At 62.5% G+C, this 25,735-nt stretch carries 22 protein-coding genes; 13 read left to right on the plus strand and 9 right to left on the minus strand.

Going from position 1 to position 25,735, the window contains the following annotated elements; translation table 11 throughout:
* Positions 1-174: 174 nt before the first annotated feature.
* Genes hemA through ACGLWX_RS09290 form a run of 6 tightly spaced genes read left to right on the plus strand, consistent with a single transcriptional unit; the run spans position 175 to position 6,588 of the window.
* Positions 175-1,485 carry a glutamyl-tRNA reductase gene (hemA, locus tag ACGLWX_RS09265; RefSeq protein ID WP_396239154.1) on the plus strand — a complete coding sequence of 437 codons (1,311 nt, stop codon included), beginning with the start codon at positions 175-177 and terminating at the stop codon, positions 1,483-1,485.
* Positions 1,482-2,570 carry a peptide chain release factor 1 gene (gene prfA / locus ACGLWX_RS09270; protein ID WP_252109133.1) on the plus strand — a complete coding sequence of 363 codons (1,089 nt, stop codon included), beginning with the start codon at positions 1,482-1,484 and terminating at the stop codon, positions 2,568-2,570. Before hemA ends, prfA begins: the two co-directional genes overlap by 4 nt.
* A complete protein-coding gene (gene prmC / locus ACGLWX_RS09275) occupies positions 2,570-3,442 on the plus strand; it encodes a peptide chain release factor N(5)-glutamine methyltransferase (protein ID WP_396239155.1) in 873 nt (290 codons plus the stop codon). The genes prfA and prmC overlap by 1 nt, the downstream gene beginning before the upstream one ends.
* A 33-nt stretch (positions 3,443-3,475) precedes the next feature.
* Positions 3,476-3,982, plus strand: coding sequence for an Lrp/AsnC ligand binding domain-containing protein (locus ACGLWX_RS09280; RefSeq protein WP_252109131.1), 507 nt, complete (start codon positions 3,476-3,478; stop codon positions 3,980-3,982).
* The gene (locus ACGLWX_RS09285) at positions 3,979-4,731 is read left to right on the plus strand and encodes a HesA/MoeB/ThiF family protein (RefSeq protein WP_396239157.1); all 753 of its coding nucleotides are present in this window, start codon (positions 3,979-3,981) and stop codon (positions 4,729-4,731) included. The genes ACGLWX_RS09280 and ACGLWX_RS09285 overlap by 4 nt, the downstream gene beginning before the upstream one ends.
* Positions 4,732-4,770: 39 nt before the next feature.
* Positions 4,771-6,588, plus strand: coding sequence for a hypothetical protein (locus ACGLWX_RS09290; RefSeq protein ID WP_396239159.1), 1,818 nt, complete (start codon positions 4,771-4,773; stop codon positions 6,586-6,588).
* Between the two features lie 142 nt (positions 6,589-6,730).
* Here ACGLWX_RS09290 and ahpF read toward each other — a convergent pair whose 3' ends face one another.
* The gene (gene ahpF, locus ACGLWX_RS09295; RefSeq protein WP_396239161.1) at positions 6,731-8,287 is read right to left on the minus strand and encodes an alkyl hydroperoxide reductase subunit F; all 1,557 of its coding nucleotides are present in this window, start codon (positions 8,285-8,287) and stop codon (positions 6,731-6,733) included.
* A gap of 242 nt (positions 8,288-8,529) precedes the next feature.
* Positions 8,530-9,093, minus strand: coding sequence for an alkyl hydroperoxide reductase subunit C (gene ahpC, locus ACGLWX_RS09300; RefSeq protein ID WP_252109127.1), 564 nt, complete (start codon positions 9,091-9,093; stop codon positions 8,530-8,532).
* A gap of 418 nt (positions 9,094-9,511) precedes the next feature.
* On the opposite strand from ahpC, the gene ACGLWX_RS09305 reads away from it, so the two are divergent.
* From ACGLWX_RS09305 to ACGLWX_RS09320, 4 genes are all read left to right on the plus strand, one after another.
* Complete coding sequence (locus ACGLWX_RS09305) at positions 9,512-10,612, plus strand: polyamine ABC transporter substrate-binding protein (protein ID WP_252109126.1); 1,101 nt, start codon at positions 9,512-9,514, stop codon at positions 10,610-10,612.
* An 82-nt stretch (positions 10,613-10,694) separates the two neighbouring features.
* Complete coding sequence (locus tag ACGLWX_RS09310; RefSeq protein ID WP_396239163.1) at positions 10,695-11,864, plus strand: ABC transporter ATP-binding protein; 1,170 nt, start codon at positions 10,695-10,697, stop codon at positions 11,862-11,864.
* 24 nt (positions 11,865-11,888) lie between these two features.
* Positions 11,889-12,800 carry an ABC transporter permease subunit gene (locus ACGLWX_RS09315; protein WP_396239165.1) on the plus strand — a complete coding sequence of 304 codons (912 nt, stop codon included), beginning with the start codon at positions 11,889-11,891 and terminating at the stop codon, positions 12,798-12,800.
* Positions 12,797-13,642, plus strand: a complete 846-nt coding sequence (locus ACGLWX_RS09320) for an ABC transporter permease subunit (protein WP_396239167.1) — start codon at positions 12,797-12,799, stop codon at positions 13,640-13,642. Before ACGLWX_RS09315 ends, ACGLWX_RS09320 begins: the two co-directional genes overlap by 4 nt.
* Positions 13,643-13,650: 8 nt before the next feature.
* Here ACGLWX_RS09320 and ACGLWX_RS09325 read toward each other — a convergent pair whose 3' ends face one another.
* Positions 13,651-13,860 carry a CPXCG motif-containing cysteine-rich protein gene (locus ACGLWX_RS09325; protein WP_252109123.1) on the minus strand — a complete coding sequence of 70 codons (210 nt, stop codon included), beginning with the start codon at positions 13,858-13,860 and terminating at the stop codon, positions 13,651-13,653.
* A gap of 130 nt (positions 13,861-13,990) precedes the next feature.
* On the opposite strand from ACGLWX_RS09325, the gene ACGLWX_RS09330 reads away from it, so the two are divergent.
* Positions 13,991-14,419 (plus strand): DUF3617 domain-containing protein, encoded by a 429-nt coding sequence (locus ACGLWX_RS09330; protein ID WP_396239169.1) that lies wholly within the window; start codon positions 13,991-13,993, stop codon positions 14,417-14,419.
* Between the two features lie 65 nt (positions 14,420-14,484).
* On the opposite strand, the gene ACGLWX_RS09335 is transcribed toward ACGLWX_RS09330, so the two are convergent.
* Together ACGLWX_RS09335 and ACGLWX_RS09340 are read right to left on the minus strand one after the other, a co-directional pair.
* Entirely contained in the window at positions 14,485-17,598 is a 3,114-nt protein-coding gene (locus tag ACGLWX_RS09335) for an efflux RND transporter permease subunit (protein WP_396239171.1), read from the minus strand.
* Positions 17,595-18,674 (minus strand): efflux RND transporter periplasmic adaptor subunit, encoded by a 1,080-nt coding sequence (locus ACGLWX_RS09340; RefSeq protein WP_396239173.1) that lies wholly within the window; start codon positions 18,672-18,674, stop codon positions 17,595-17,597. Before ACGLWX_RS09340 ends, ACGLWX_RS09335 begins: the two co-directional genes overlap by 4 nt.
* Before the next feature lie 171 nt (positions 18,675-18,845).
* On the opposite strand from ACGLWX_RS09340, the gene ACGLWX_RS09345 reads away from it, so the two are divergent.
* Positions 18,846-20,030 (plus strand): NAD(P)/FAD-dependent oxidoreductase, encoded by a 1,185-nt coding sequence (locus ACGLWX_RS09345; protein ID WP_396239175.1) that lies wholly within the window; start codon positions 18,846-18,848, stop codon positions 20,028-20,030.
* Positions 20,031-20,102: 72 nt separating this feature from the next.
* On the opposite strand, the gene ACGLWX_RS09350 is transcribed toward ACGLWX_RS09345, so the two are convergent.
* The 4 genes from ACGLWX_RS09350 to ACGLWX_RS09365 form a co-directional block, all read right to left on the minus strand.
* A complete protein-coding gene (locus ACGLWX_RS09350) occupies positions 20,103-20,399 on the minus strand; it encodes a YqjK family protein (protein WP_252109118.1) in 297 nt (98 codons plus the stop codon).
* Positions 20,374-20,778: a phage holin family protein gene (locus tag ACGLWX_RS09355; RefSeq protein ID WP_252109117.1), complete on the minus strand. Its 405-nt coding sequence runs from the start codon at positions 20,776-20,778 to the stop codon at positions 20,374-20,376. Before ACGLWX_RS09355 ends, ACGLWX_RS09350 begins: the two co-directional genes overlap by 26 nt.
* On the minus strand, positions 20,778-21,110 hold the full coding sequence (locus ACGLWX_RS09360) for a YqjD family protein (RefSeq protein ID WP_396239177.1): 333 nt from the start codon (positions 21,108-21,110) through the stop codon (positions 20,778-20,780). Before ACGLWX_RS09360 ends, ACGLWX_RS09355 begins: the two co-directional genes overlap by 1 nt.
* Before the next feature lie 76 nt (positions 21,111-21,186).
* On the minus strand, positions 21,187-22,221 hold the full coding sequence (locus tag ACGLWX_RS09365; RefSeq protein ID WP_396239179.1) for a phospholipase A: 1,035 nt from the start codon (positions 22,219-22,221) through the stop codon (positions 21,187-21,189).
* A gap of 202 nt (positions 22,222-22,423) precedes the next feature.
* Between ACGLWX_RS09365 and mscK the strand changes: the two genes are divergently transcribed.
* Positions 22,424-25,714: a mechanosensitive channel MscK gene (gene mscK / locus ACGLWX_RS09370; protein ID WP_396239444.1), complete on the plus strand. Its 3,291-nt coding sequence runs from the start codon at positions 22,424-22,426 to the stop codon at positions 25,712-25,714.
* Positions 25,715-25,735 lie beyond the last annotated feature (21 nt).

Here is a 25,735-nt window from a genome sequence, read left to right on the forward strand (position 1 = left end):
TTGTGGTAGAATGCTACACCTTGAAAACGATTCGTGTCAGCGCAATTTCGACCACCGCGGCCAGGTTTTGTTGGTTCTGCCGCCGTCGAGCGTTCGACGCTCCAAGGACTCGCCCGCTCAAGAGTCGAGCCGCCGTTTATCCACGACCGATCCACTAGCGAAGACGCATAACGCATGACGCTTCTTGCCCTGGGAATCAATCACCGCACCGCAAGCGTTGCCGTGCGTGAGCAGGTAGCCTTTACCCCCGCGCAGCTCGAAAGCGCGTTGGGCGAGCTTCGCTGTCTGCCGCAAATTCACGAGGCGGCGGTGCTTTCGACCTGCAATCGCACCGAGCTCTACTGCGTCACCGACGCTGCCGGCGAGCGCGCGGTGCTCGACTGGCTGGGCCGCTTCCACAGCCTGAAAGTCGAAGATCTCACTCGCTGTGCCTACCACTATCTCGACGCCGCCGCCGCCCGCCATCTGATGCGCGTGGCCGTAGGGCTCGATTCGATGGTGCTTGGCGAACCCCAGATTCTCGGCCAGCTAAAGGATGCGTATCAGCAGGCGCGCCAGGCTCAGGGCCTTGGCGGCGAGCTCGAGCGCCTTTTCCAGCACACGTTCGCTGTGGCCAAGCAGGTGCGCACCGAAACCGGCATCGGCAAGAACCCGGTGTCGGTCGCCTACGCCGCCGTCAGCATGGCGAGCCGCATTTTCGACGACTTCGGCCGGGCCAGCGCGCTATTGATCGGCGCCGGCGAAACCATCGAGCTCGTGGCGCGCCATCTGAGCGAGGCCGGCGTGCGCAAGCTCACCGTGGCCAACCGTACCCGCGAGCGCGCCATGAACGTGGCCTCCAGCCTGGGCGGCGAGGCGATCACACTACCGGAGATTCCAGCGGCGCTCGAACACGCCGACATCGTCATCTCCTCGACCGCCTCGCCGCTACCGATTTTGGGCAAGGGCATGGTCGAGCGGGCGCTGAAAAAGCGTCGCCACCGGCCGGTGTTCATGGTCGATATCGCCGTGCCCCGGGATATCGAGCCGGAGGTAGGCGAGCTTGCCGACGTCTTTTTGTATACCGTCGATGACCTCGAGGAGGTGATCGAAGAGAACCGCCGCCACCGCCAGGTGGCCGCCGACCAGGCCGAATCGCTGATCGAACACGGCGTGGGCAGCTGGGAGCAGGAGCGCCGGGTGCGCGGCGGCGGCGAGCTGATCCGCGACTACCGCCGCCACGGCGAAGCGCTTCGCGACGAAAGCCGCGACCAGGCGCTTGAACGCCTGGCCCGCGGCGAAGACCCGGCGAAAGTGGTCGAGCGCCTCGCCCATCAGCTCGCCAACCGCTTCATGCACCAGCCGACGTTGGCCCTTCGCAAAGCGGCCTCCGAAGAAGATCACGCAGTGCTGAGCGCGGCGCCGCGCGTTTTACTCTCCCCGAAACCCGCGTTTGAGAAGCCCGCGCCCTCGGCTAAACGCCAGAAGGATGATACGCCCGCATGAAAGAGACGTTGCGCCAACGTTTGGACAGTTTTGCCGACCGCTTCGAAGAGCTTGCGATGCTGCTCTCCGAGCCCGAAGTCATCAGCGACCAGCAGCGCTTTCGCGACTACTCTCGCGAGTACGCAGAGCTTGAAGAGCTGGTCGCGGCCTGGCAGCGCTATCGCGAGGTCGAAGAGAACATCGCCACCGCCGAGGCCCTGAGCGGCGACAGCGACCCGGAGATGCGCGAGCTGGCGGAGATGGAAATGTTGGATGGCCGCGAGCAGCGCGATGCGCTCGAGGTCGAACTCAAGCGCCTGCTGGTGCCCAAGGACCCGGACGATAACCGTGGCGTGTATCTGGAAGTGCGCGCCGGCACCGGCGGCGACGAGGCGGCGATTTTTGCCGGTGACCTGTTTCGTATGTATTCCCGCTACGCCGAAAAACGCGGCTGGCGAGTGGAAATCGTCAGCGCCAGCCACGGCGAGCAGGGCGGCTATAAAGAGGTGATCTCCCGAGTGAAGGGCGATGGCGTCTATGCGCGGCTCAAGTTCGAGTCCGGCGCGCACCGCGTGCAGCGCGTGCCCGCCACTGAATCCCAGGGCCGCATCCATACCTCCGCCTGCACGGTAGCGGTGATGCCCGAGGTGGATGACGTCGGCGATATCGACATCAATCCATCGGATCTGCGCGTGGATACCTACCGCTCCAGCGGTGCCGGCGGCCAGCACGTCAACACCACCGACTCCGCCATTCGCATCACCCACCTGCCCACCGGCGTCGTGGTGGAGTGTCAGGAGGAGCGCAGTCAGCACAAAAACCGCGCAAAGGCGATGTCGCTGCTCGCCGCCAAACTCAAGCGCAACGCCGTGGACTCCCAGCGCCAGGAGCAGGCCGACGCGCGCCGCTCGCTGGTCGGCTCCGGGGATCGCAGCGAGCGTATCCGTACCTACAACTTCCCTCAAGGGCGCATCACCGATCACCGCATCAACCTGACGCTTTATAAACTGCTGGACGTGGTGAGCGGCGAACAGCTCGACGACGTGGTCGAGCCGTTGATTCACGAGTACCAGGCCGAGCAGCTTTCCGCCCTTCAGGACGCCTGATGACTTTCGATGCGCTGTTGAGTGCGGCGGCCAAACGCCTTGCGGACGCGGGCTCACCCTCGCCCCGGCGCGACGCCGAGCTTTTGATGATGCACGCCGCCGGCTGCGAGCTGACCTGGCTCTACACCTGGGGCGATCGAGACTGCGAGCCTTGGCCGCGGGCGCGCTTCGAGGCGCTCGTTGCCGCTCGCGCTCAGGGCGAGCCGGTGGCGTACCTGACCGGCGAGCGCGAGTTCTGGGGGCTGCCGCTTTTGACCTCGCGCCACACGCTGATCCCGCGGGCCGACACCGAAACCCTGGTCGAGGCGGCGCTGGCGCGCGCCGGCGCCCCTAGCGGCCGGTTTCTGGATCTGGGCACGGGGACCGGCGCCATTGCGCTCGCCTTTGCCAGCGAGCGCCCGGGCTGGCAGGTGAGCGGGCTCGATCTGCGTATTGATGCCGTGGCCCTTGCCGAACAAAATGCCGCGCGGCTGGCGCTCAAAAACGCCACCTTCATCCAGAGTGACTGGTTCGAGGCCCTGGCGCGGCAAGACGCCGCGCCGCGCTTTGATATCATCGCCAGCAACCCGCCCTATATCGCTGAGGCCGACCCGCACCTGACCCTGGGCGACGTGCGCTTCGAGCCGCGCTCGGCGCTAGTGGCGGCGGGCGAGGGCCTTGCCGATCTGCTTCATTTGGTGCGCAGCGCCCGTGACTATCTCGAGCAGGGCGGGTGGCTGCTGCTGGAGCACGGCTACCGTCAGGCCGATGCGGTGCGCCAGGCGCTTTTAAAGGCGGGCTACCTGGAGGTAGAGAGCTTGGTCGACTTGGGCGGGAACGCGCGGGTCACGCTTGGGCGTATGCCGCGGGCGCTCGATGATGCGAGTGACTAATGAAAACGAACCGCTCATGAAGACGAAACGCCCATGAAAACAAAAAACAAGGCGCTGGATCGCATCGATCTGCGTATTCTGCGCGTGCTCCAGGACAACGCGCGTATCTCCTACGTGGATCTCGCCGCCGAGGTCGGGCTTTCGACCACGCCGTGCCTCGAGCGCGTCAAGCGCCTGGAGCGCGCCGGCGTCATTCGCGGCTACAAGGCGATGCTCGACCCCCAGGCGCTCAAGGCGAATCTTTTGGTGTTCGTCGAAATCAGTCTGGAAACCCAGTCGCCGGCGGTGTTCGACGAGTTTCGTCGTGCGGTGGAAACGCTGCCCCAGATCCAGGAGTGCCACCTGGTATCCGGCCAGTTCGACTACATTTTGAAGTGCCGGATTCCGGAAATGTCCGCCTACCGGCAGCTTTTGGGCGACGTGGTGTTGACGCTGCCCGGCGTCAAGGAGTCCAAAAGCTACGTGGTGATGGAGGAGGTGAAAGAGAGCTTTAGCCTGCACGTGCCGGAGGTCAGCGAGTTCGAGGATAAGAGCCCATGATGGATGACCAAGCGCTTTTGCGCTACAGCCGCCAGATCATGCTCGACGAGGTCGATATAGAAGGCCAGCAGCGCCTGCTCGACGCCCACGCGCTGATCGTCGGCGCCGGCGGGCTTGGCTCACCGGTCGCGCTCTACCTGGCCGCCGCCGGCGTTGGGCGAATCACGATTGCCGACGCCGACGCCGTCGAGCTTTCCAACCTGCAGCGCCAGATCGCTCACCAGAACGCCGACATCGGCCGCAACAAGGCGGCCTCGGCCAGCGATAGCATGGCCGCGCTCAATCCGGAGTGCGAGATCACCGCGATCGAGCGCCATCTGAACGACGCCGAGCTTGCCACGCTCGCCGCCTCGCACGATGTCGTGCTCGACTGCACCGACCGCTTCTCCAGCCGCTACGCGATCAATGCCGCCTGCGTGAGCACCGGCGTGCCGCTGGTGTCGGGCGCGGCGATCCGCTTCTCTGGCCAGCTCGCCGTGTTCGACCCGCGCGATGCCCAAAGCCCCTGCTACGCCTGCCTCTACCCGCCGGATGACACCGGTGACGAAGCGCTGAGCTGCGCCGAAAGCGGCGTGATCGCGCCGCTGGTCGGCGTGATCGGCGCGTTCCAGGCGCTGGAGGCGGTCAAGCTTTTAAGCGGCGCCGGCCAATTACATCGCGGGCTCTCCACCTTCGACGGGCTGCGCGGCGGCTGGCGCCACTTTCAGGTCCCCCGCGACCCGGCCTGCCCGGTGTGCGGGCCGCGGTAGTTCGGCAACGCAGCGTACACAACGATAAAAGGGTGAATCATGGCGAAATCCACCGGCTCGAAAAGCCTCGGTCAGGCCAGGCGCGCTCAGCGCGCCAGGAAAAAAAAGCAGGTGGCGCCGGCGTTTAAGGTGCCGGTGTTGAAAAAGACCTCAGGCCATAGCGACGCCGCGACAGTACCGCTAAGCGAAGCTCTTGAGCGCGCGCGCTTGGCGCTTGACGAGGCGTTGGAAGGCCCACTGGAGGCGCCGCTTCATCTGTTCGTCTGCGCCACCGATGCCACCCACCGTGCCGTCGTGGTCAATGCATACGGCGTGGCGGATAGCGAACATTGGCAAGCGTTGAGTGAGGCGCTCGCAACAAAATTGAGCGGGCAGGCGCCGGTACGATGGCTGCGCATTGATTGGACTCGCGAGCTTGCCGAGTACACCTGGGAGGGCCTAACCGCTGAGCTCAAAAAGCACAAGCGTAACTACTTTCGCCGAGGCATCGCGCTGGATGCCGGGTGCGAGCGCGCGTTTCTCGAGCAGGAACTTAACGCCAACGCCATGCTTTATCAGGGCGTCAAGGTGCCCCACGCCGAGCTCAATCAGAAAAACTTCCTGCGCTACGCCCGCGAGCGTTTTGGAACTCAAACGGCGATCGATTTCGACCCCCACCAGCGCGTATTCACCTTTACCACCGATGCGCTTCTCGTCACCGCCGACCAAGCAACGCAGCGTTTGCACGGCTACTCCGGCGGCAAGGAAGGGCGTAACACCGGGCGGCGCATCATCGAAACACTCACGCCCGAGATCACACGCACGCTGATCGAGCGCGCCAGCGGGTTTCTCGCCGATCAGGTCGAGCCGAACGGGCGCTTTATCTATGGTCTGCATCCGTGTTTTGACCGGCAGGTGAACGGCTACAACACCCTGCGCCACGCCAGCAGTATCTACAGCATGCTCGAAGCCTGGGAGGTGACCCAAAGCGCGTCGCTCAAGCGCGCGATCGACGCTGCGCTCTCGCATCTCACCACGCGGCTTTTGAAGCGCTTTACGCACCGCGGCGAGCAGGTGGCATACCTTTTGGAGGATAACGGCGAGATCAAGCTCGGCGGCAGCGGCGTCACGCTTTTGGCGCTGTCGAAATACACCGAGCTCACCGGCGATGAACAGTACCTGCCTCTCATGGAGGCGGTGGCGCTCGGCATCCGTCAGTGCCAGCTCGAAAATGGCGGTTTCAACCATGTGCTGAACGCGTCTGATCTAAGCGTCAAAGAAGCGTTTCGCATCATCTACTACGACGGCGAAGCGGCGTTTGGGCTGATGCGCCTGTACGGCTTGACCCGGGATGCCCGCTGGCTCGAGGTGGTCGAGCGCGCTTTTGAGTACTTCATCATTCAGGAGCACTGGAAAGCGCACGATCACTGGCTGAGCTACTGCGTCAACGAACTAACGCTTTACCGGCCCGAGGAGCGCTACTACCGCTTCGGGCTTCAAAACGTGGCGGGGTATCTAGGGTTCGTGGAGGGGCGGATCACCACCTTCCCCACGCTTTTGGAACTGATGATGGCAGCGCACAAGATGATCGCACGCCTGCAGGCCACGCCCGAGCATCGCCACCTTTTAGAGTTCATCGACGTCGAGCGCTTCTATCGAGCGCTGGAGACGCGCGCCCACTACCTGCTCAACGGCCATTTCTGGCCCGAGTTCGCGATGTTCTTCCAGCGCCCGGAGCGCATCGAAGGCAGTTTCTTCATCCGCCACCACAGCTTTCGCGTACGCATCGATGACGTCGAGCACTACCTCTCCGGATTCGTGGCGTATTTGCTGCACTATTTGAAGCAGGGTGCCCTCGAAAATCAGCGTCGGGTTTAAGCAAGCCTTAGAATCAGCAAAATGATCGGCCTTGAGATTGAAACGCAAAAAAGCCCACTCAAGGCGGGCGTGATGACACGGTTTTTACACCGAACACGGGAAGGGGCGCCATGCCCCTTCGCGCTTCGCGATCCTGAAGCGATCAGTTACGAATCAGATAGTCAAAGGCGCCGAGTGAAGCCTTCGCGCCTTCGCCCATGGCGATGACGATCTGCTTGTAAGGCACGGTGGTGGCATCACCCGCGGCGAACACGCCGGGTACGGAGGTCATGCCGTGGGCGTCGACGATGATCTCGCCGTGGGGCGACATTTCGATCGGTGAGCCCTTGAGCCACTCGGTGTTCGGCACCAGACCGATCTGCACGAAGATGCCTTCGAGCGCGACGTGTTTGGTTTCGTCGGTGTTGCGATCCTTGTAGGTCAGACCGTTAACGCGGCTGCCGTCGCCGGTCACCTCGGTGGACTGGGCATTCAGGATGATGTCGACGTTGGGCAGGCTCTTGAGCTTTTTCTGCAGCACCGCGTCGGCGCGCATTTCGCCCATGAACTCGACCAGCGTGACGTGGCCAACGATACCGGCAAGATCGATTGCTGCCTCGACACCGGAGTTGCCGCCGCCGATGACCGCCACGTGCTTACCCTTGAACAGCGGACCGTCGCAGTGGGGGCAGTAGGCCACGCCCTTGTTACGGTACTCGCGTTCGCCGGGTACGTTCATTTCGCGCCAGCGCGCACCGGTGGCCAGCACCAGCGTCTTGCTCTTGAGCGTGGCACCGGACTCGAACGTTACTTCGTGCAGCCCGCCCTCGACTTCGGCGGCCTTGAAGGCGCTTGCACGCTGCAGGTTCATCACGTCGACTTCATAGTCGTTGACGTGCTGCTCGAGTGCCGCGACCAGCTTCGGCCCTTCGGTGTAGGAGACCGAAATGAAGTTTTCAATGCCGAGGGTGTCGACGACCTGACCGCCGAAGCGCTCGGCGGCGATGCCGGTGTTGATACCCTTGCGCGCCGAGTAGATCGCCGCCGAGGCACCAGCCGGGCCGCCGCCGATGACCAACGAGTCGAAAGCGGCTTTTTCGCTGAGCTTTTTGGCGTCGCGTTCGGCTGCACCCGTATCTACCTTGGCAAGAATCTGCTCGATGGTCATGCGACCCTGATCGAAAGGCTTGCCGTTGAGGTAGACGCTCGGCACCGACATGATCTCGCGCGCTTCGACCTCGTCCTGAAACAGCGCACCGTCGATGGCCACGTGGTGGACATTCGGATTGAAGATCGCCATCAGGTTCAGCGCCTGCACCACGTCCGGGCAGTTCTGGCATGAAAGCGAGTAGTAGGTCTCAAAGCGCATCTCGCCGTCGAGCGCCTTGATCTGATCCAGCGTTTCCTGAGCGGTCTTGGGCGGGTGGCCGCCAACCTGCAGCAGTGCCAGCACTAATGATGTGAACTCGTGGCCCATGGGAATGCCGGCGAATACCACACCAGTATCTTCACCGGGGCGGTTAATGGCAAACGACGGCGTGCGTGCGTCCTGACCGTCGGTATGCAGAGTAATCTTGTCGGTCAGACTCTTGATGTCTTCCAACAGGCCGAGCAGCTCTTTTGACTTGGCACCGTCATCGAGGGACGCAACGATCTCGAACGGTTGAGTCACCTTTTCCAGATAAGCTTTCAACTGACTTTTTAAATTGGCGTCCAACATGACAGCGGGGTCCTCGCAATCGGCTTTGATTGAGCTCGACCGATGACAGGCCCAAAACGGCCTTCACGGGAGCAACACAAGCGGTTAAAAAAGATCGAACGATGTTTCGAATACAAGGAGCGTTTTAAGCCATCGAAGCGCTATGTTCGAAGGCTTAAAACGATGCACCCGGGCAGGGCCCGGGTGCAGGGCCGATTCAACACGAAGCGGTAAAAGCGTTGAGGTGAATCGGCGAGTTGGCGTTAGATTTTGCCAACGAGATCCAGCGACGGCGCCAGCGTCTCTTCGCCTTCTTTCCACTTGGCCGGGCATACTTCGTTCGGGTTTTCGCGAACGTACTGAGCGGCCTTCACTTTACGCAGCAGCTCTTCGGCGTTACGGCCGATGTTGCCGGCGTTGATCTCGACGATCTGTACCTTTCCGTCCGGATCGACCACAAAAGTGCCGCGCTCGGCCAAGCCGTCTTCTTCGATCAGCACTTCGAAGTTGCGCGAAATTTTCAGCGTCGGATCGGCAATCATCGGGTACTGAAGCTTGCCGATGGTCTCGGAGCTGTCGTGCCACGCTTTGTGGGTGAAGTGGGTATCGGTGGATACGCTATAGATTTCAACGCCCAGCTTTTTGAACTCTTCGTAGTGGTCGGCCAGATCGCCAAGCTCGGTCGGGCAGACGAAGGTGAAGTCGGCCGGGTAGAAGAAGAAAATGGACCACTGACCTTTCAGGTCGGCCTCTGTAACGTCGATGAACTCACCATTGAGGTAAGCAGTCGCTTTAAACGGTTTGACTTCGGTGTTGATCAAGGACATTAAGATCGTCTCCAAGTGATTGGGTAGTGGCTTGTAAATACGGGTATCATACTAACGGCGAATAGATGATAGCTAAAATTGAGAATGAACATGTGATCCATAGCTTAATGCTATCAAAAGCGTCTTTATCGATAGTGTGCTCGTCGAATATGCTTCGAGCGCCTCTTAAAGCCGCCCAACTACGCCGTTAACAGATGTAGGTTGGGTCGAGACGGCGGTAATGCAACAATTTTTTGGCCAGCCCTTGCGGTGGGAAGGCCAGCCGCGCAGAATTCGCGGCTCAAAAATTGCCAGGCGGCGAGCAGGTGCTAATTTGAGTGTTGGCACATCCATCGGCCATCAGGCGATACCCCGCCGCCGGCTCAGGGCGCGCGGTCAGCCGCCCTGGTCTTTCATTATTTTTACAAGGAGCCACCTGATGGGGAACATCCACAAACTTTCCGCGGCCGTTGCGGCCCTTTCCTGCGTCGCCGCGGCGAGCGCTCATGCTGACGAAGTGCGCGTCTACAACTGGTCCGACTACATTGCGCCGGAAACCCTCGAGAAGTTCACCGAGCGCACCGGCATCGACGTCACCTACGACGTTTACGACAGCAATGAAACCCTTGACGCTGCGCTGCTGGCGGGCCGCTCCGGTTATGATGTGGTCGTTCCTTCTTCCCACTTCTTCTCGCGCCAGCGTCAGGCCGGCGTGTATCAGCCGCTGGATAAGAGCGCGCTGCCGAATCTGGAGAACCTCAACCCGGAGCTGATGGAGAACCTGGAAGCCATCGACTCGCAAAGCGAGTACATGGTCCCCTACATGTGGGGCACCAACGGCATCGGCTATAACGTCGAGCGCGTCACCGAGATTCTGGGCGACGATGCGCCGGTCGATAGCTGGGCGCTGCTGTTCGACCCGGAAGTCACCGGCGCGCTCAGCGAGGCCGGCTGCGGCATTTCCATGCTCGATACCGGTGAGGAAATGCTGCCGGCGGCGATGGCCTATCTCGGTCTCGACCCGGTCGGCGACAGCACCGATAATCTCGAAGCCGCCGGCGAGCTGATCGAAAGCGTTCGCGACGACATCACCTACTTCCACTCTTCGCGCTATATTTCCGACCTCGCTAACGGCGATATTTGCGTGGCGGCGGGCTACTCCGGCGACGTTTTCCAGGCCGCCGAGCGTGCCGAGGAAGCCGGACGTGATTTCGAGATCGGCTATACCATTCCCAAAGAGGGCGCCGCGCTCTGGTTCGACGTCATGGCCGTGCCGGCCGACGCGCCGAATCCGGAAAACGCCCACGCCTTCATCAACTTCATTCTCGACCCGGAAATCGCCGCCGAGATCACCGACTACGTAAGCTACGCCAACCCCAACGCCGCCGCCGATGCCTACGTTGACGAGGAGATCCTGAACGACCCGGCGATCTACCCGGAAACCGAGGTGATGCAGAACCTGTATGTCGCCCGCGACATGCCGCAAAATTTCCAGCGTCAGCGCACGCGTATCTGGAATCGCGTCAAATCCGGCCGCTAAGGCGCTGGTCAAACTGCGGGCGGCTAAGCTGTCCGCGCTTTATCGTTAGGGCCTGCTATTAGGCCCTTTTTTAGGAGTGGGCATGGACACGACGACCCCGTCGAAGGACACCACACCGGACCCAGGCGCTATGCGTACCGTCGGCAAGGCCCCGCGCTTTGCCGAGGACGTCGTGCTGCAGGTCAAACGTCTAAGCAAGCGCTTTGATGACGCGCTGGCGGTGGATACCGTCAATCTCGAGGTCAAGCGCGGCGAGATCTTTGCGCTGTTGGGTGGTTCTGGCTCCGGCAAGTCGACGCTTTTACGCATGCTGGCGGGGTTCGAGACGCCGTCGGAGGGCCGCATCCTGCTCGGCGGCGAGGATATTACGCAAACGCCGCCGCACAAGCGCTCGATCAACATGATGTTTCAATCCTACGCGCTCTTTCCCCACATGAACGTGGCGCAGAACATCGCTTTCGGCCTTAAGCAGGACAAGCTCTCGAAGGCGGATATCGACGAGCGGGTCACGCAAATGCTCAAGCTCGTGCACATGGAGCGCTTTGCCAAGCGCAAACCGCACCAGCTTTCCGGCGGCCAGCGTCAGCGGGTGGCGCTGGCGCGCTCGCTGGCCAAGCGGCCAAGGCTTCTGCTGCTCGATGAACCCATGGGAGCGCTGGACAAGAAGCTTCGCACCGAAATGCAGCTCGAGGTGGTCGAGATCATCGAGCAGGTCGGCGTAACCTGCATCATGGTCACCCACGACCAGGAGGAGGCGATGACCATGGCGGATCGCGTGGCGATCATGGCCGACGGCTGGATCGAGCAGGTGGGTTCGCCGGTAGATATCTACGAAAGCCCGGCCAGCCGCATGGTGGCGGAGTTCGTCGGCACGGTGAATCTGTTCGAAGGCGAGATCGTGGCGGACGCCGCCGATCACTGCACCATCGAAACGCCGGCGCTGTCGCGGCCGATCTACATCGATCACGGTATCACCACTCAGGCCGTCGACCGACGCGTATGGGCGGCGCTACGCCCGGAAAAAATCTGGCTGTCGCGTGAAAAGCCAGAGGGGGCGTACAACTGGGAGGCGGGCAAGGTCGATGATATCGCTTATCTTGGCGGCTACTCGCTCTATTACGTGCGCACTTCATCTGGCCAGATCATCAAGGCGAGCATGGCCAACGTCGAGCGTCGCGGTGATCGGCCTACTTGGGAAGACAGCGTGTACGTCTACTGGGAAGATCACAGCGCCATCGTGCTCAACCGCTAATGCGTGGCTTTAGGAGCGCCCTTGATGAAGTCGTTTGAGTTCGCGGCGCGTTTGAAGCGCCTGAAGCTTGGCCGCCGCGCGGTCATCGCGCTGCCGCTTTTATGGCTGACGCTGTTCTTTTTATTGCCCTTTGCACTGGTGCTGAAAATCAGCCTGGCGGAGTCGGTGGTGGCGATTCCGCCGTTTAGCCCGCTGATCGAGTACAGCGATCAGTTTCTGCACGTGTTTCTCAACCTGGGCAACTACCTGTTTTTGCTGTCCGATTCGCTTTACGCCGCGGCGTACTGGGGGTCGATCAAGACGGCGTTCATCTCGACCGTTGCGTGCCTCTTGCTGGGCTACCCGATGGCCTACGCCATGGCGCGGGCGCCGCTTCGCTGGCAGCTGGTGCTGGTGCTATTGGTAATGCTGCCCTCTTGGACGTCGTTTCTCATCCGCGTTTACGCCTGGATGGGCATTTTGAGCAACAGCGGGCTGATCAACAACCTGCTGCTTGGGCTTGGCGTGATCGAGTCGCCGCTTCGAATGATGAACACCCGCTTTGCCGTGGTGTTGGGTATCGTCTACGCCTACCTGCCCTTCATGGTGCTGCCGCTTTACGCCCATCTCACGCGTCTCGATAACGCGCTGCTGGAAGCGGCGGCGGATCTGGGCTCGCGCAGGTTCAATACCTTTATCAAGGTGACGCTGCCGCTCTCCATGGGCGGAATCATCGCCGGGTCGATGCTGGTGTTCATCCCGGCGGTGGGGGAGTTCGTGATCCCCGAGCTTCTCGGCGGGCCGGATACGCTGATGATCGGCAAGGTGTTGTGGGAGGAGTTCTTCCTTAACCGCGACTGGCCGACCGCCTCGGCGCTGGCGATGGTGATGCTGCTACTGCTGCTCGTGCCCATCGTCTGGTTTCACCGCTATCAGTCCCGGGAGCTCGAAAAATGAGGTTCAAGCCGCGCGTTCCTTCGTTTACGACACTCATGTTGATCGTCGGGCTATTGTTTCTCTATTTGCCGATGGCCGTGCTGGTGGTCTATTCGTTCAACTCCTCACGACTGGTCACGGTGTGGGCCGGGTTCTCTACCCAGTGGTACGGGGCGCTGTTCGAGGATCGCCAGATTCTAGAAGCGGTATGGACGAGTCTTAAAATCGCCTTTTTCGCCGCCAGCATGGCGGTGTGTCTGGGCACCGTCGCGGCCTTCGTGATGACCCGGTTTGGCCACTTTCGCGGCAAGACCGCGCTTTCGAGCATGGTGACCGCGCCGCTGGTCATGCCGGAGGTGATCACCGGGCTTTCGCTTTTACTGCTATTCGTGCAGATGGCTCAGCTCACCGGCTGGCCGGCGGATCGCGGCATGGCGACGATCTGGATCGCCCACACCACGTTTTGTAGCGCCTACGTTGCGGTAGTGGTGGCCGCGCGCCTTCGCGAAATGGACCGCTCGATCGAGGAGGCGGCGATGGATTTGGGCTCACCGCCGCTGAAGACCTTTTTTAGTATCACGCTGCCGGTCATCTCGCCGGCGCTGGTCGCCGGGTGGCTTCTGGCCTTTACGCTGTCCCTCGATGACCTGGTGATCGCAAGCTTCGTTTCCGGGCCAGGGGCGAATACGCTGCCGATGGTGGTGTTTTCATCGGTGCGCCTTGGCGTGTCGCCGAAGATCAACGCGCTGGCCACGCTGATCATTTTGATCGTGGCGATCGCTACGCTGCTGGCCTGGTTCATCATGCGCCGAAGCGAAAAGCGCCGCCTAATGCTGAATCGCCAGGCCCTGGGCGGCGAGTAGGGGGGCGATCAGAGCACGTCGTCGTCGCGCCCGGTGGTGATCGCCTCGATCTCGCCGGTCATCGGTGACATGACGACCTGCACCTGGATCGGTGCGCAGCAGCGGTGGCAATCCTCCCAAGTGGTGTGGCTACCCTGAGACGTGTCGATGATGAAGGTCAGCGCCGTGGCGCAGTAGGGGCAGTCGAAATCGTGTTCGATGAGCGCTTCGTCGTCCATGAGGGTCTCTCCCAAAAGGTGAGGCGTGCAAAACAAGGGTGGATTCAGTGTAGCAGAGCCCGGGTGGGCGTCGGTGTCCAGAATCAGGTAGGATAGGCCGGCGGTTTTTCGATCAACAGGTGAGACAACGATGATGAAACGTTACATGGCAGTGGCGGCCGCGCTGGCCCTCCCGATGACGGCTCTGGCAGAGACGCCGAACGTAACGCCGGGCGAGTGGGAGTTCGTGAGCGTGACGAGCGTTAGCGGCGATATGGATATTCCGGATCAAACCGAAACCGAGCGTCAGTGCATCACCCAGGAAGAGCTCGACAGCGCCGAATTCGGTCTGATCGAAGAAGAGCAGGGTTGCGAGCTTTTAAGCCAGGAAATGAACGCCGACGGCCTCTCCTACAGCATGGCCTGCAGCGCCGACGGCGGCCAGGCGACCATCGACGGTGAAATGAGCTTCATGGGCGAGCAGATCGACGGCACCGTCACGATTCTGACCGAATCCCCGATGGGCGCACTCACCATGGACACCACCATCGAAGGCGAGCGCGTCGGCGACTGTGGCTAAACGTTGAAGTGTGATCGAAAAAGGCGCCACTCGGCGCCTTTTTTGTGGCTGCGACCTGGTAGCCACTAGCTGCGCCGATCGGCGGCGGCAATCTCCGCCTCCAGGCGGCGCTTGACCGCGTTGGGCGAGCCGGTGTGGCGGGCGAGCAGATCGTAAGCGACCGGCACGACCAGTAGCGTAAACAGCGTGGCCGCCCCGACGCCGGCTATAATCACCGTGCCGATGACCAGGCGCGACTCCGCCCCCGGCCCCGTCGAGAGAATCAGCGGCACTGCACCGGCCATGGTAGTGATCGCGGTCATCAGAATGGGGCGAAGGCGGGTGACCGAGGCCTCCACGAGCGCCTCTCGAAACGCCGCGCCTTCGTCGCGTAGCTGGTTGGCGAACTCGACGATCAGAATACCGTTTTTCGCCGCCAGGCCGATCAAAAGCACCAGCCCTACCTGGCTGTAGATGTTCAGCGACTGCCCGGTGAGCAGCAGGGCAAGCAGCGCGCCGCTCATGGCCAAGGGCACGGTCAGCATGATCACCAGCGGATGCACCAGACTCTCGAACTGCGCCGCCAGCACCAAAAACACCACCACCGCGCCGAGCACCAGTAGAAAGGTCGTGGCGCCGCTGGCCGCCTGGTAGTCTCGCGAGGGCCCGGCCAGGTCGGTTTGGGCCGCTTCGGGCAGCAGCTCATCGGCGGCCTGTTGCAGGTAGGTAATCGCCTCGCCCAGGGTGTAGCCATCGGCCAGGTTCGCCTCGATGGTGATCGAGCGCACGCGGTCGAAGCGGTTGAGCGTGCTGGCCCCGGCGAAGTCGGAGAGCGTCACCAGGCTCGAGAGCGGAATCAGCTGATTGCTTCGGCGCGAGCGTACCTGGATGTTGTCCAGCGCGCGAGGGCTGTTTTGCCGCGCCCGGTCGCCTTCGACGATCACATCGTACTCTTCGCCGTCGTCTACGTAGCGGGTCACGTTGCGCCCGCCAAGCAGCACCTCGAGCGTGCGGCCGATCTCACTGACCGTCACGCCGAGACTTGCGGCGCGGGCGTAGTCGATTTCCACGCGAAGCTGGGGCTGGGTTTCGTCGTAGTCGCTTTCAAGCGCCGTCAGACGCGGGTTGTCGCGGCGCACGTGCTCCAGTAGCGTATCGCGCCAGCCGGCGATCTCTTCATAAGAGCCGCCGCCGAGCACGAACTGCAGCGGCTTCTGGGTGCGCTGGCCAAACCCCTGGCGCATTACCGGAAACGCCTGCACGCCGGGAAGCGTGGAAAGGGTGGCGCGCACCTCACTCATGATCTCCCAAGCGTCTCGCCGCGTGCCCCAGTCCGCCATGTCGATGATCAAAAAGCCGCTGTTGAAGTTTTCGATGTTGCCAAAGCCGCGCGGTGCACGAGCCACGACGCGCTCGAACTCGCCGCTTTGCAGAAACGGGTCGAGTCGCGCCTCGATCTCGTCCATGTAGTCCATCATGTAATCGAAAGTGGCGCCTTCCGGGCCGTTGACCAGCACGATGAAGTTGCCGCGATCCTCCTGGGGGGTGTATTCGCTTGGAAGAAGGGAGGCAAGCCAGACGGTGGCGGCGATCAACAGTAAAAACAGCGCCACCACCAGCCAGCGCAGTTTGAGCGTCAGCAGCAGCACGCGCCGGTAAAGGCGCTGGGTGGCGCTTAGAAGCCGCTGCACGCCGCGGCCGATGCGGCTGTCGTGCATGCCGGGCTTGAGGATTTTCGAGGCCATCATCGGCGTGAGCGTCAGTGCCAAAAGCGTCGAGAACACCACCGCGGCGGCCATGGTCAGAGCGAACTCGGAGAACAGCCGGCCGATATCGCCCTGGAGCATGCTCAAGGGCACGAACACCGCGACCAGCACCAGGGTCGTGGCGATCACCGCAAAGCCGATCTGGCGGGTGCCGCGGTAGGCGGCGACCAGCGGCGTCTCGCCGTACTCGAACATGCGCCGGTTGATGTTCTCAAGCACCACGATGGCGTCGTCGACGATCAGGCCGATGGCGAGCACCAGCGCCAGGAGTGTGAGCAGATTGATCGAAAAGCCCATGACCGACAGCGCCGTGAAGGCACCGATCACCGCGATGGGCACGGTGACGGCGGGCACGAGCGTCGTGCGAAGGTTGCCCAAAAACAGAAAGATGACCACGACCACCAGCGCCATGGCGATGAACAGCGTCGAGACCACCTGGTCGATGGCGCCGGCGACGAACAGCGAGGCGTCGTAGTTGAGCTCGAGCGTCATGCCGTCCGGCAGGGTGTGCTGCAGCCGTTCAAGCTCGTCCTGCACCGCTTCGGACAGCGCCAGCACGTTGGCGGTGGACTGCATGATCACGCCCAGGCCGACCATGGGCACGCCGTTGGCGCGAAAGACCGAGCGATCCTCCACCGAGCCCACCTCGACGCGGGCAACGTCGCTCAGGCGCACCAGATAGCCGCTCTCGCCCTGATCCAGCGCCAGGCGCTGAAAGTCCTCGGCGGTGGCAAAGGCGCGCGGCAGGCGCACGATGAACTGGCGGTCGTCGGATTCGAGCGAGCCGGCGGGCAGCTCGACGTTTTCGGCGCGCAGGGCGTCCTCGATATCGCCCACCGTTAGCCCCCGGGCCGCCAGGGCGTTGCGGTCGAGCCAGACGCGCATGGCGTAGTCGCGCCCGCCGCCCACGCGGATGCGGGCGACGCCTGGCTGTACCGAGAGGCTATCGACCAACTGGCGGTTGGCGTAGTCGGTGAGTTCGGTGATCGAGTACTCGGCGCCGGAAAGGCTCAGCCACACCACGATCTCTTCGCTGCTGTCCGCCTTGGTGACTTCCGGGGCGTCGGCGTCATCGGGAAGGTTTCTCAGTGCCCCGGAGATGCGGTCGCGAATATCGTTGGCCGCGGCGTCGATATTCATGGTGATCGCGAATTCGATCTCGATGCGCGAGCGCCCATCTTCGCTTTGCGAAGTGATCAGCTCGATGCCTTCGACGCCGGCGATACGGTCCTCGAGCACCTGGGTGATGCGCGTTTCGACGACGCTTGCCGAGGCGCCGGGGTAGCGGGTATCGATACTCACGATCGGCGGATCGACGGTGGGGTACTCCTGCAGCGGCAGCCGGTCCAGCGCCAGCACGCCGAAAGCGATGATCAGCGCGGCAATGACCAGTGCCAGTACCGGGCGCTGAACCGAGATGTCCGAAAGCTTCATCCTCGATCCGCCTCCAGAAGCTCGCGCACGCCGGTATCGTCATCGACGACGCCGAGCAGGCGCACTTCAAGCTCATCGCGGGCGAGCTGTAGCCCGTGAACCACGACCAGATCGGTTGCGTCGAGGCCTTCCAGCACTTCCACTTCGCCAACGCGGCGCTCGCCGATCGTGATCTGACGCCGCTCCAGGCGGTGGGTGTCGCCGTCTTCGTGGACCAGCATGACGTAGTGACGATCGCCGCTGGGCTCCAGCGCCGCTTCGGGTACGATGATCGCCTCGCGCGGGCGCTGGCGCACGGTGACCTCCATCAGCATCCCCGGGCGAAGGCGCAGCCCTGGGTTGTCGAGCAGGGCGCGGACGTCGACGCTGCGGGTGACCGGGTCGATGCGCGTGCCGATGCTTGCGATGTCGCCGCCAAACACCTCCTCCGGGTAGGCGGCGGTGGTGGCGCTGAGCTCGAGCCCCGACGAGAGGCGCCCGAGAAACACCTCCGGCACGCTGAAGTCGAGCTTCATGACGTCGAGCTTGTCGAGGGTGGCCAGCGCCATGCCTGGCGTGACCAGCGCGCCGACGCTCAAGTCTCTCAGCCCGACCCGGCCGCTGAAAGGCGCGTGCAGCCGGTAGTCCTTGAGCTGCGCCTCGATCGCCTGCACCTGGGCCTGGGCCTGATCCTGCCGCGCCTGGCTATCCTCGACGTCGGCACGGGCGGCGAGGTTTCGGTTTTGCAGCTGCGTGGCACGATTCAAGGCGTTTTCGCGTTCGGCCCCGAGCGCCTGGGCGGCGCGTAAAAGCGCCTGCTCCTCGGCATCGTCAAGGCGAATCAAAAGCCTTCCCCGCTCGACCTGTTCACCGTCGTCGAAGTTGATCTCGGCGATGCGCTCGGTCACCGTGGCGGCGAGCGTCACGCTTTCATCGGCGCTGAGCGTTCCCAGCGCCTCGAGCGGGTCTGACCAACTGCCCGCCTCGGCGTAGCGGCCAATGACGGTCGGCAGCGGCTGGGCGAAGGCCGGCGGTGCGAGGGCAAGCATGATAATGACGCTTGAGAGCAGTGCGATAAAGCGGTTATGGGCAGGCATACGGGTCTCGGTCAGGGGCCGTGTCAACTCGGGTGCGGTGCAGCGCAGGGTCGATCAGCGCGGCGTTTAATGCAACGCTTTCGCCGCGCTGACCGAAACAGGAGCTGGCACAATAAAGCGCTTCATACCTGATAGAATGGCCGACTTTCTGCAGGTTCGAGGATATCGGGTATGGTGTTTGATGTCGTGATCATCGGCGCGGGTGCGGCGGGTCTCATGTGTGCCGCCCAGGCCGGCTACGCCGGCAAGCGCGTGCTGGTGCTGGACCATGCCAACAAGGCGGGCAAGAAGATCCTGATGTCCGGGGGCGGTCGCTGTAACTTTACCAACATGGATACCGCGCCTCACCACTTTTACTCGCAAAACCCGCACTTTTGCATCTCGGCGCTCAAGCGCTACCGCCCGGAGCACTTCGTCGAGCTGGTCGAGCGCCACGGGTTGGAGTACGTCGAGAAGGCCCCGGGCCAGCTCTTTTGCGCCGACTCCGCGAAAGAGATGGTTCGCCTACTGTTGACCGAGTGCGAGTGGGCCAGCGCCGAGGTATCGCTCAACACCCGCATCGAGCGCGTCGAGCGCTGTGGCGAGGCCATGCGCCTTCAAACCTCCCGCGGGAAAATCGACGCGGGCATGCTGGTAGTGGCGACCGGCGGGCTTTCGATTCCCACCCTGGGGGCCAGCGGCTTTGGCTATGAGCTTGCCCGCCAGTTCGGGCTTGAGGTGCTGCCCACCCGGCCAGGGCTCGTGCCGCTCACCCTCAGCGATACCTGGAAGGCGCGTGCCAGCGCCCTTTCCGGTGTGAGCGTGCCGGTGGCCGTGCACCACGGCGGCTACCGTTTCGAAGAGCCGCTGCTCTTTACCCATCGGGGGCTTTCCGGGCCATCGATGCTGCAAATCTCGAGCGTGTGGGAGCCCGGCGAAGCGCTCACCATTGATTTGCTGCCTCACAGCGAGGCCCGGGAGTTACTCCTGACGGCGCGCCAGGAAACGCCCAAACGGCTGCTGTCGACCTGGCTTGGCGAGCACTTCCCCAAACGTTTGGCCCAAGCGCTGATCGAGTGGTACCCCGAAGGGCAGACGCAAATACCGCTGGCGCAGGTTTCCAATGAGGTCGTTGATACCTGGGCCGAGCGACTCAATGGCTGGACGTTGAAACCCTCTGGTACTGAAGGATGGCGTACCGCGGAGGTGACCATGGGCGGGGTCGATACCGACGCGATTTCCTCGAAAACCTTCGAGGTGAAGGGGCTGCCCCAGCTTCGCTTCATTGGCGAAGTGCTGGACGTTACCGGGCGCCTTGGCGGCTACAACTTTCAGTGGGCCTGGGCGAGCGGGGTGGCCTGCGCCCAAGCGCTTTAATCGCTTTCGGTATAGGCTGGATACGAAAACGCGCGCCGAGGCGCGCGTTTTGGAAAGCTCCAACCGAAACCTTTAGGTCGCGATCTTGGCCAGCAGTTTGAACTTGCGAAACAGCATGTAGCCTGCCAGCGCCTTGCGTCCGGCGGCCATGGCGCCCCCCGGGTGGCGAACCAAACGCCACGCGGCAATGCCGCCAATGGCAAAGAGCGGCAGCTTGAAGCTTTTGAGGCTATTTTCGAGCGGCTGAGCGGCGTTTAAGAGATAGTCGCTATCAACCAGGATATCGACGCGCTGCTGCTCGAGTTCCAGTAACAGCGCTGCCTTGCGCTCGGCACGGCTGGGTTTAGCGGTGTTGGTCGGGGTTGTCATACTGGTTGGCCTCCAAAAGCGCCCGGTCGGCTGCCAGCTGCTTGAGCGTCTCTTTCAAAAGCGTATGGCTTTTGGCCTGACGGTAGGCGATCAGGGCGAAAAGCAGGCTCAAGAAAATCAGAACGCCGGCGCTGAAAACGATCGCCGTGATGCGGTAAGTATCCCAGAACAGGATAATGACCAGCGCCGTTAACGTGGCCACGCCCAGCAAAAGCAAAAGCAGGCTCGCGCCTGCCAGCAGAAAAAGTACCAGTAAACGTGCGCGTTCCTCTTCAAGTTCTAAAACCGCCAAACGTAGGCGGGTTTCACTGTTAGCAACCAGTGAGCCCAGCAGGCGTTTGACGGCAGAGAATACGCGTTGGGTAGGACCCAAGGCCATTAGCGACGACCGAGCAGCAGTCCGGCTACCAGACCCGCGGCGGCACCAATACCCATGCTGGTCCAGGGGTTTTCGCGAACGTAGCGGTCGCAGCAATCAACCTGGTTGGTGAGCGACTCGCGGGTATCTTCGTAAAGATGCTCGCCAGCACTTTCCAGACGCGAGCGGGTCTCTTTCAAACGACGCTCGGCGCGCTCGCGAAGGCCGCGCATTTCACCGCTGGCATCCTTGGAGGTGGCGCTAACCAGCTCTTCGACGGTTTCGCTCAGGTAGCGAAGGTCGTTTTTGAGCTGGTCGGCACGTGCTGAACTGTCGGAATTACGCTTGGCCATGATGTCTTCCTTTGACGTATGAATGAAACGATAACCGCTATCAGCATAGCAGCCCTTACCGAATAGACAACCTCGCCTAACGGTCGAGCCCGGTGGCGCTAAACATGGGGTTCAGGCTAAAACCGATGCTCAGCCGGTGGACCCGGTTGTCGTAGTCGATCATGCTCTCGCCGTAACCGTAATAGTACTGCAGGTGCGCGCGTAGGTTGGTGAACGCCGGCCAGCTGTAGTCGATTTGCGTGCCGTAGTTGCCTGCCGATGGATTACCGCGAAGCTGCCCGGCGATCTCGTGATTATGGTTCAAACGCTTGGCCAAACGTATGTCGCCGTAACCCATGAAGCGCTCGATATCCGGGTTGTCGTCGCTGCTTTCCGACTCCGGTACGCGCCAGTGGGGAGCAAGCGTCAGCGCCCAGTCACCGCGCTGGAAAGTGCTCTCCAGGTAGAAGCGGTTCCAGCTACGCGAAAGCGGGTCCGAGCGGCCGTTGGACTGGTGGTTGAACGAGATCCGGTTGCGAGTGTTGACCCACCCAAGCGCTGTCCAAGCGTTATCGAAGTCGATGAAAATTTCCGGCTCGTAGTTAGTTTCCCGGAAAGGGGAGGAGGCCTCGGTGTTATACGCCTGCCACCAGCTTCTTTGGGTGTAGCCAAAGTAGATATCGCCTACATCGCCAAACAGGTCTTGCACCAGGTTGAATTTGGCGCTGAATTGAAACTTGACCTCGACGTTGTCCGGGCCGCCCTCGTCGGTGATTTCACGAAAGTCCTGTGTGTTCGTGTTGGCGTTGTAGCTGACCGGGAAAAGATAGTTGGTCCGGTGCGTGGTGATCGCAAAGGGGTTGCGCGTCGACTCCTGCTCGAGCATGCGCCTCTCACTCAAGTCTTCCAGCGCGGCTTCTTCCGGCTGCTGCTCGGGCTCGATGCCGGCGGCGCGATCCTCGGGGGCTTCCACCTGTTGAAGCTGCTGGCGCAGTTGATAGAGCTCGACGTTGAGCGCGCGAATGCGCGCCTCGATCTCGTCAGGCGACTGCTGCGCCCAAGCACTCGGCGCGAGCGGTGAGGCGCCAACGAGCACGAAAAGTGCTGCAAACAACCGGTGTTTATTGACCATGAAAAGAGGCTCGCGAGGTGAAGGAGTGAGTTAACAGGGCTTTCTATACAGCCTTGGCGTTTAAGTCAACTAGCGATGATTGCGAAAGTACGCATTACCCAGGACAATGGCGCCCTTTCCCGCCATGGCGGGCGATCTGTCAGCGGAGCGACGCGACGAGATGAAACGTGCGGTAGGGAGATGGGTAGGGTGGTTGGCGCTGATGGCGCTGTTATTCGCCTTGGGTACCAGCGCCTGGGCGGTCGAGGTCGAAGGCGTTCCTCCGAAGGAAGAACTCAGCGAACGTATTGACCAGCTCGAGGCGACGGAGGGGGAGTTAAGCACTCAGCAGGCAAGCGATCGTCAGTCGCTGCAAGCCGCGCTGGACGCTTATGAGCGCCTCGAGACGATGGAGGAGCGTTTGGCCACCCTCGAGCAGCGCACCGACGATGCGCCCTCGACGCTTGCGCGTCTGGAGCGCGAGCTCGACGAGGCCGAGCAGGCGCGTCAGGCGCTCAGCGCCGAAGACCTGAGCGACATGGCGCTATCGCGGCTGGAAAGCCGCCAGGCCGACGCCGTGGCCGCACTGCAGCAGCTTCAGGCGCAGCTTGCCGACGCCAACTCCCAGCTGCTGGCCGCCCAGACCCTCCCCGAGCGCGCTCAGCAGGCCATTTCCGAGGCGCTGCAGCGAAGCGAGCGCCTGCGCCGCGACCTCGACCAGCGCGAGGCGCTGCTCGACGACCGCCAGCTCTCGGCGCAAAGCGATGCCGAGCTGATTCAGCTTCGCTTGGGCCGGGCGCTGGCCGAGCGCGAAATCAGCCTCAACCAGCGCGAACTCAGCGCCAACAGCCGCCTGCGTGAGCTGGCCCAGCGCCGCCGTGATCTGTTGTCGATGCAGATCGATGAGAAGGAGCAGCAGCTCAATCTGCTCCAGGGCGTTATCGACCGCCAGCGCCGGCTCGCCTCGGAACAGGCGATCGCCGATGCCGCCCGCGAGGACCCGCTGGTGGCCGAAGGGCACCCGGTGGTGCTGCGCGCACAGCAGATCAACCAGACCTTGAGTCTCGAGCTTTTAAGAGCCACCGACCGCGCCAACGGCATCGTGCGTGAAAACATCGAGGCGCAGCGCCAGCTCGATCACGTGCGCCAGCTCCAGCGAAGCCTCAACGAGCAGCTTGACGCCATCCGCGGCAGCCAGCTGCTCTCGCGCATTCTGGTCGAGCAGCGCCAATCCTTGCCCAGTATCGCCCCCCGGCGCGATCTACAGGACGAAATCGCCGACCTGCGCCTTAAGCAGTTCGACCTGGTGCGCCAGCGCGACCAGCTCAGACAGGGGGAGCGGCTGGCCAATCAGCGTTTGGAGGAGGCCGGGGTCGACGTCACCGCCGGGCTCATCGATTCTCTTTCAAGACTCTACCAGTCCCGGCGCGAGCTCGTCGAGCAGCTCGAACAGGCCTACGGTGAGCTTTTGAGCGCGGCCATCGAGCTGCAGCTCAACCAGCAGCAGCTGCTGGAAATCTCGCGCACGCTGCGCTCGACCATCGACGAACAGCTTTTCTGGGTCGCGAGCAGCCGCCCGCTGGATCTCGCCTGGCTGCACCAGCTGCCGCAAAATCTGCGCATCGAGTGGCGTGAAGGCGAGTGGCGAAACCTTTTGCCCACCCGCTGGCAGGGGCTTTCGTGGCAGGTGTTCAGCGGCGCGCCGCTGATGCTGATCAGCCTGCTTTTGATCTCGCTGAGAGCGCGCATCAAGGCGCGGCTGGCGCTTCTTCACTCGCAGATCGGCCGGCTCAAAAGCGACACCCAAGGCCATACGCCCAAGGCGGTGCTGCTCAACGCGCTGCTCGCCATCCCCGGCCCGCTGGTGCTCGCCGGCGTCGGTTTGGGACTCAAAACCACCGAGGGCACGGCGCTTCAAAGCCTGTCGATGGCTTTTTTACAGCTGGCCCTGAGCTGGGGGGCGATCGCCTGGGGGCGAAGGCTTCTGGTGCCGGATGGCGTGGCCGAGCGCCACTTCACCTGGTCGGCGGGCTACAGCGCTCGGCTTCGCAGGCTCCTGGGCGGGCTTGGGCTGATGCTGTCGCTGGTACTGGTGATCGCGACGATCTCCGAGCCGATGCAGACGCCGCTGATCCAGCGCCCCATCGCGCTTTCGCTGCTGTTTGTCGCGCTGGCGGCGATGAGCTGGTGGCTGGCTCAGCTGATTCTCGCCCACGTGCCGTTTTTCGGCGTGCGCCTTTTTCGGCTGCTGTTAGGGCTTTCCATCGCCGCGGTGCCGCTGGTGCTGTTCAGCCTGGTGGCCTGGGGGTTCGAGTACACCGCGCTTCGCCTGGTCGGGCGCTTTGCCATGACGATCTACATTCTCGGGCTTTGGATCATCGTCGAAGCCACCGTGGTGCGAAGTTTGGCCGTGGCGGCCCGCCGGCTAGCCTACCGCCGGGCGCTGGCGCGCCGCCGCGCCCAAGTGCAGGAGGGCGCTGAGGGCGGGCTCGAGGTGGTCGAGGAGCCGCCGCTGGACATGCACCAGATCAACAGCCAGTCGCTGCGCTTGTCCAAGCTGATTCTGTTGATTGGCTTCATGACGCTTTTGTACCTGGTGTGGTCGGATCTTCTCTCGGTGCTGGGCTATCTGGATCAGGTGTCGCTGTGGGACGCCGAAGAGGGTGATATCGTCGGCAATACGCTGTCGATCGCGGATCTGTTCACCGCGCTCTTCGTGGTGGCGGTGACCTTCATCATGGCGAGCAACCTGCCCGGGCTTTTGGAGGTGATGGTGCTCTCCAGGCTTTCGCTCAAGCAGGGCAGCGCCTACGCGATCACCTCGCTTCTCTCCTATACCATCGTCGGCACCGGTGTGGTCATGGCGCTGGCCACCCTGGGCGTCTCCTGGGACAAGCTGCAGTGGCTGGTGGCCGCGCTCAGCGTCGGGCTCGGCTTCGGGCTACAGGAGATCTTCGCCAACTTCATTTCGGGGTTGATCATTTTGTTCGAGCGCCCGATCCGCATCGGCGACACCATCACGCTTGGGAACCTACACGGCACCGTCAGCCGAATTCGAATTCGCGCCACGACGGTCACAGATTTCGATCGCAAGGAAATCATCATTCCCAACAAGACCTTCGTCACCGACCAGCTCATCAACTGGTCGCTTTCCGACAACGTCACGCGGGTCGTGTTGACCTATGGCGTCTCCCACGGCTCGGATCTGGCGCGGGTTCACACGCTTTTACGCCAGGCCGCCGATGAAAACGCGCGCATTCTGACCGACCCGGAGCCTCAGGTATTCTGCGTAAGCTACGGGCCGCACAGCCTGAATTTCGAGCTGCGCATCTTCGTCAACGACTTGCTCGACCGGCTCTTCGCCGCCGACGAAGTGAACTGCCGGGTCGACGCGCTGTTTCGCGAGGCGGGCATTAGGGTCGCTTTCGAGCAGATGGACGTGTGGCTGCATCGCGACGAAAACGAGGCGGTCAAGGTGCAGTCGGCCAATGCGCTGCCGCCTTCGACGGGCTAGCGCGCGTTTTATCCGCTCACG

It is taken from the genome of Halomonas sp. HMF6819, from assembly GCF_044335525.1.
Lineage (GTDB): Bacteria > Pseudomonadota > Gammaproteobacteria > Pseudomonadales > Halomonadaceae > Vreelandella.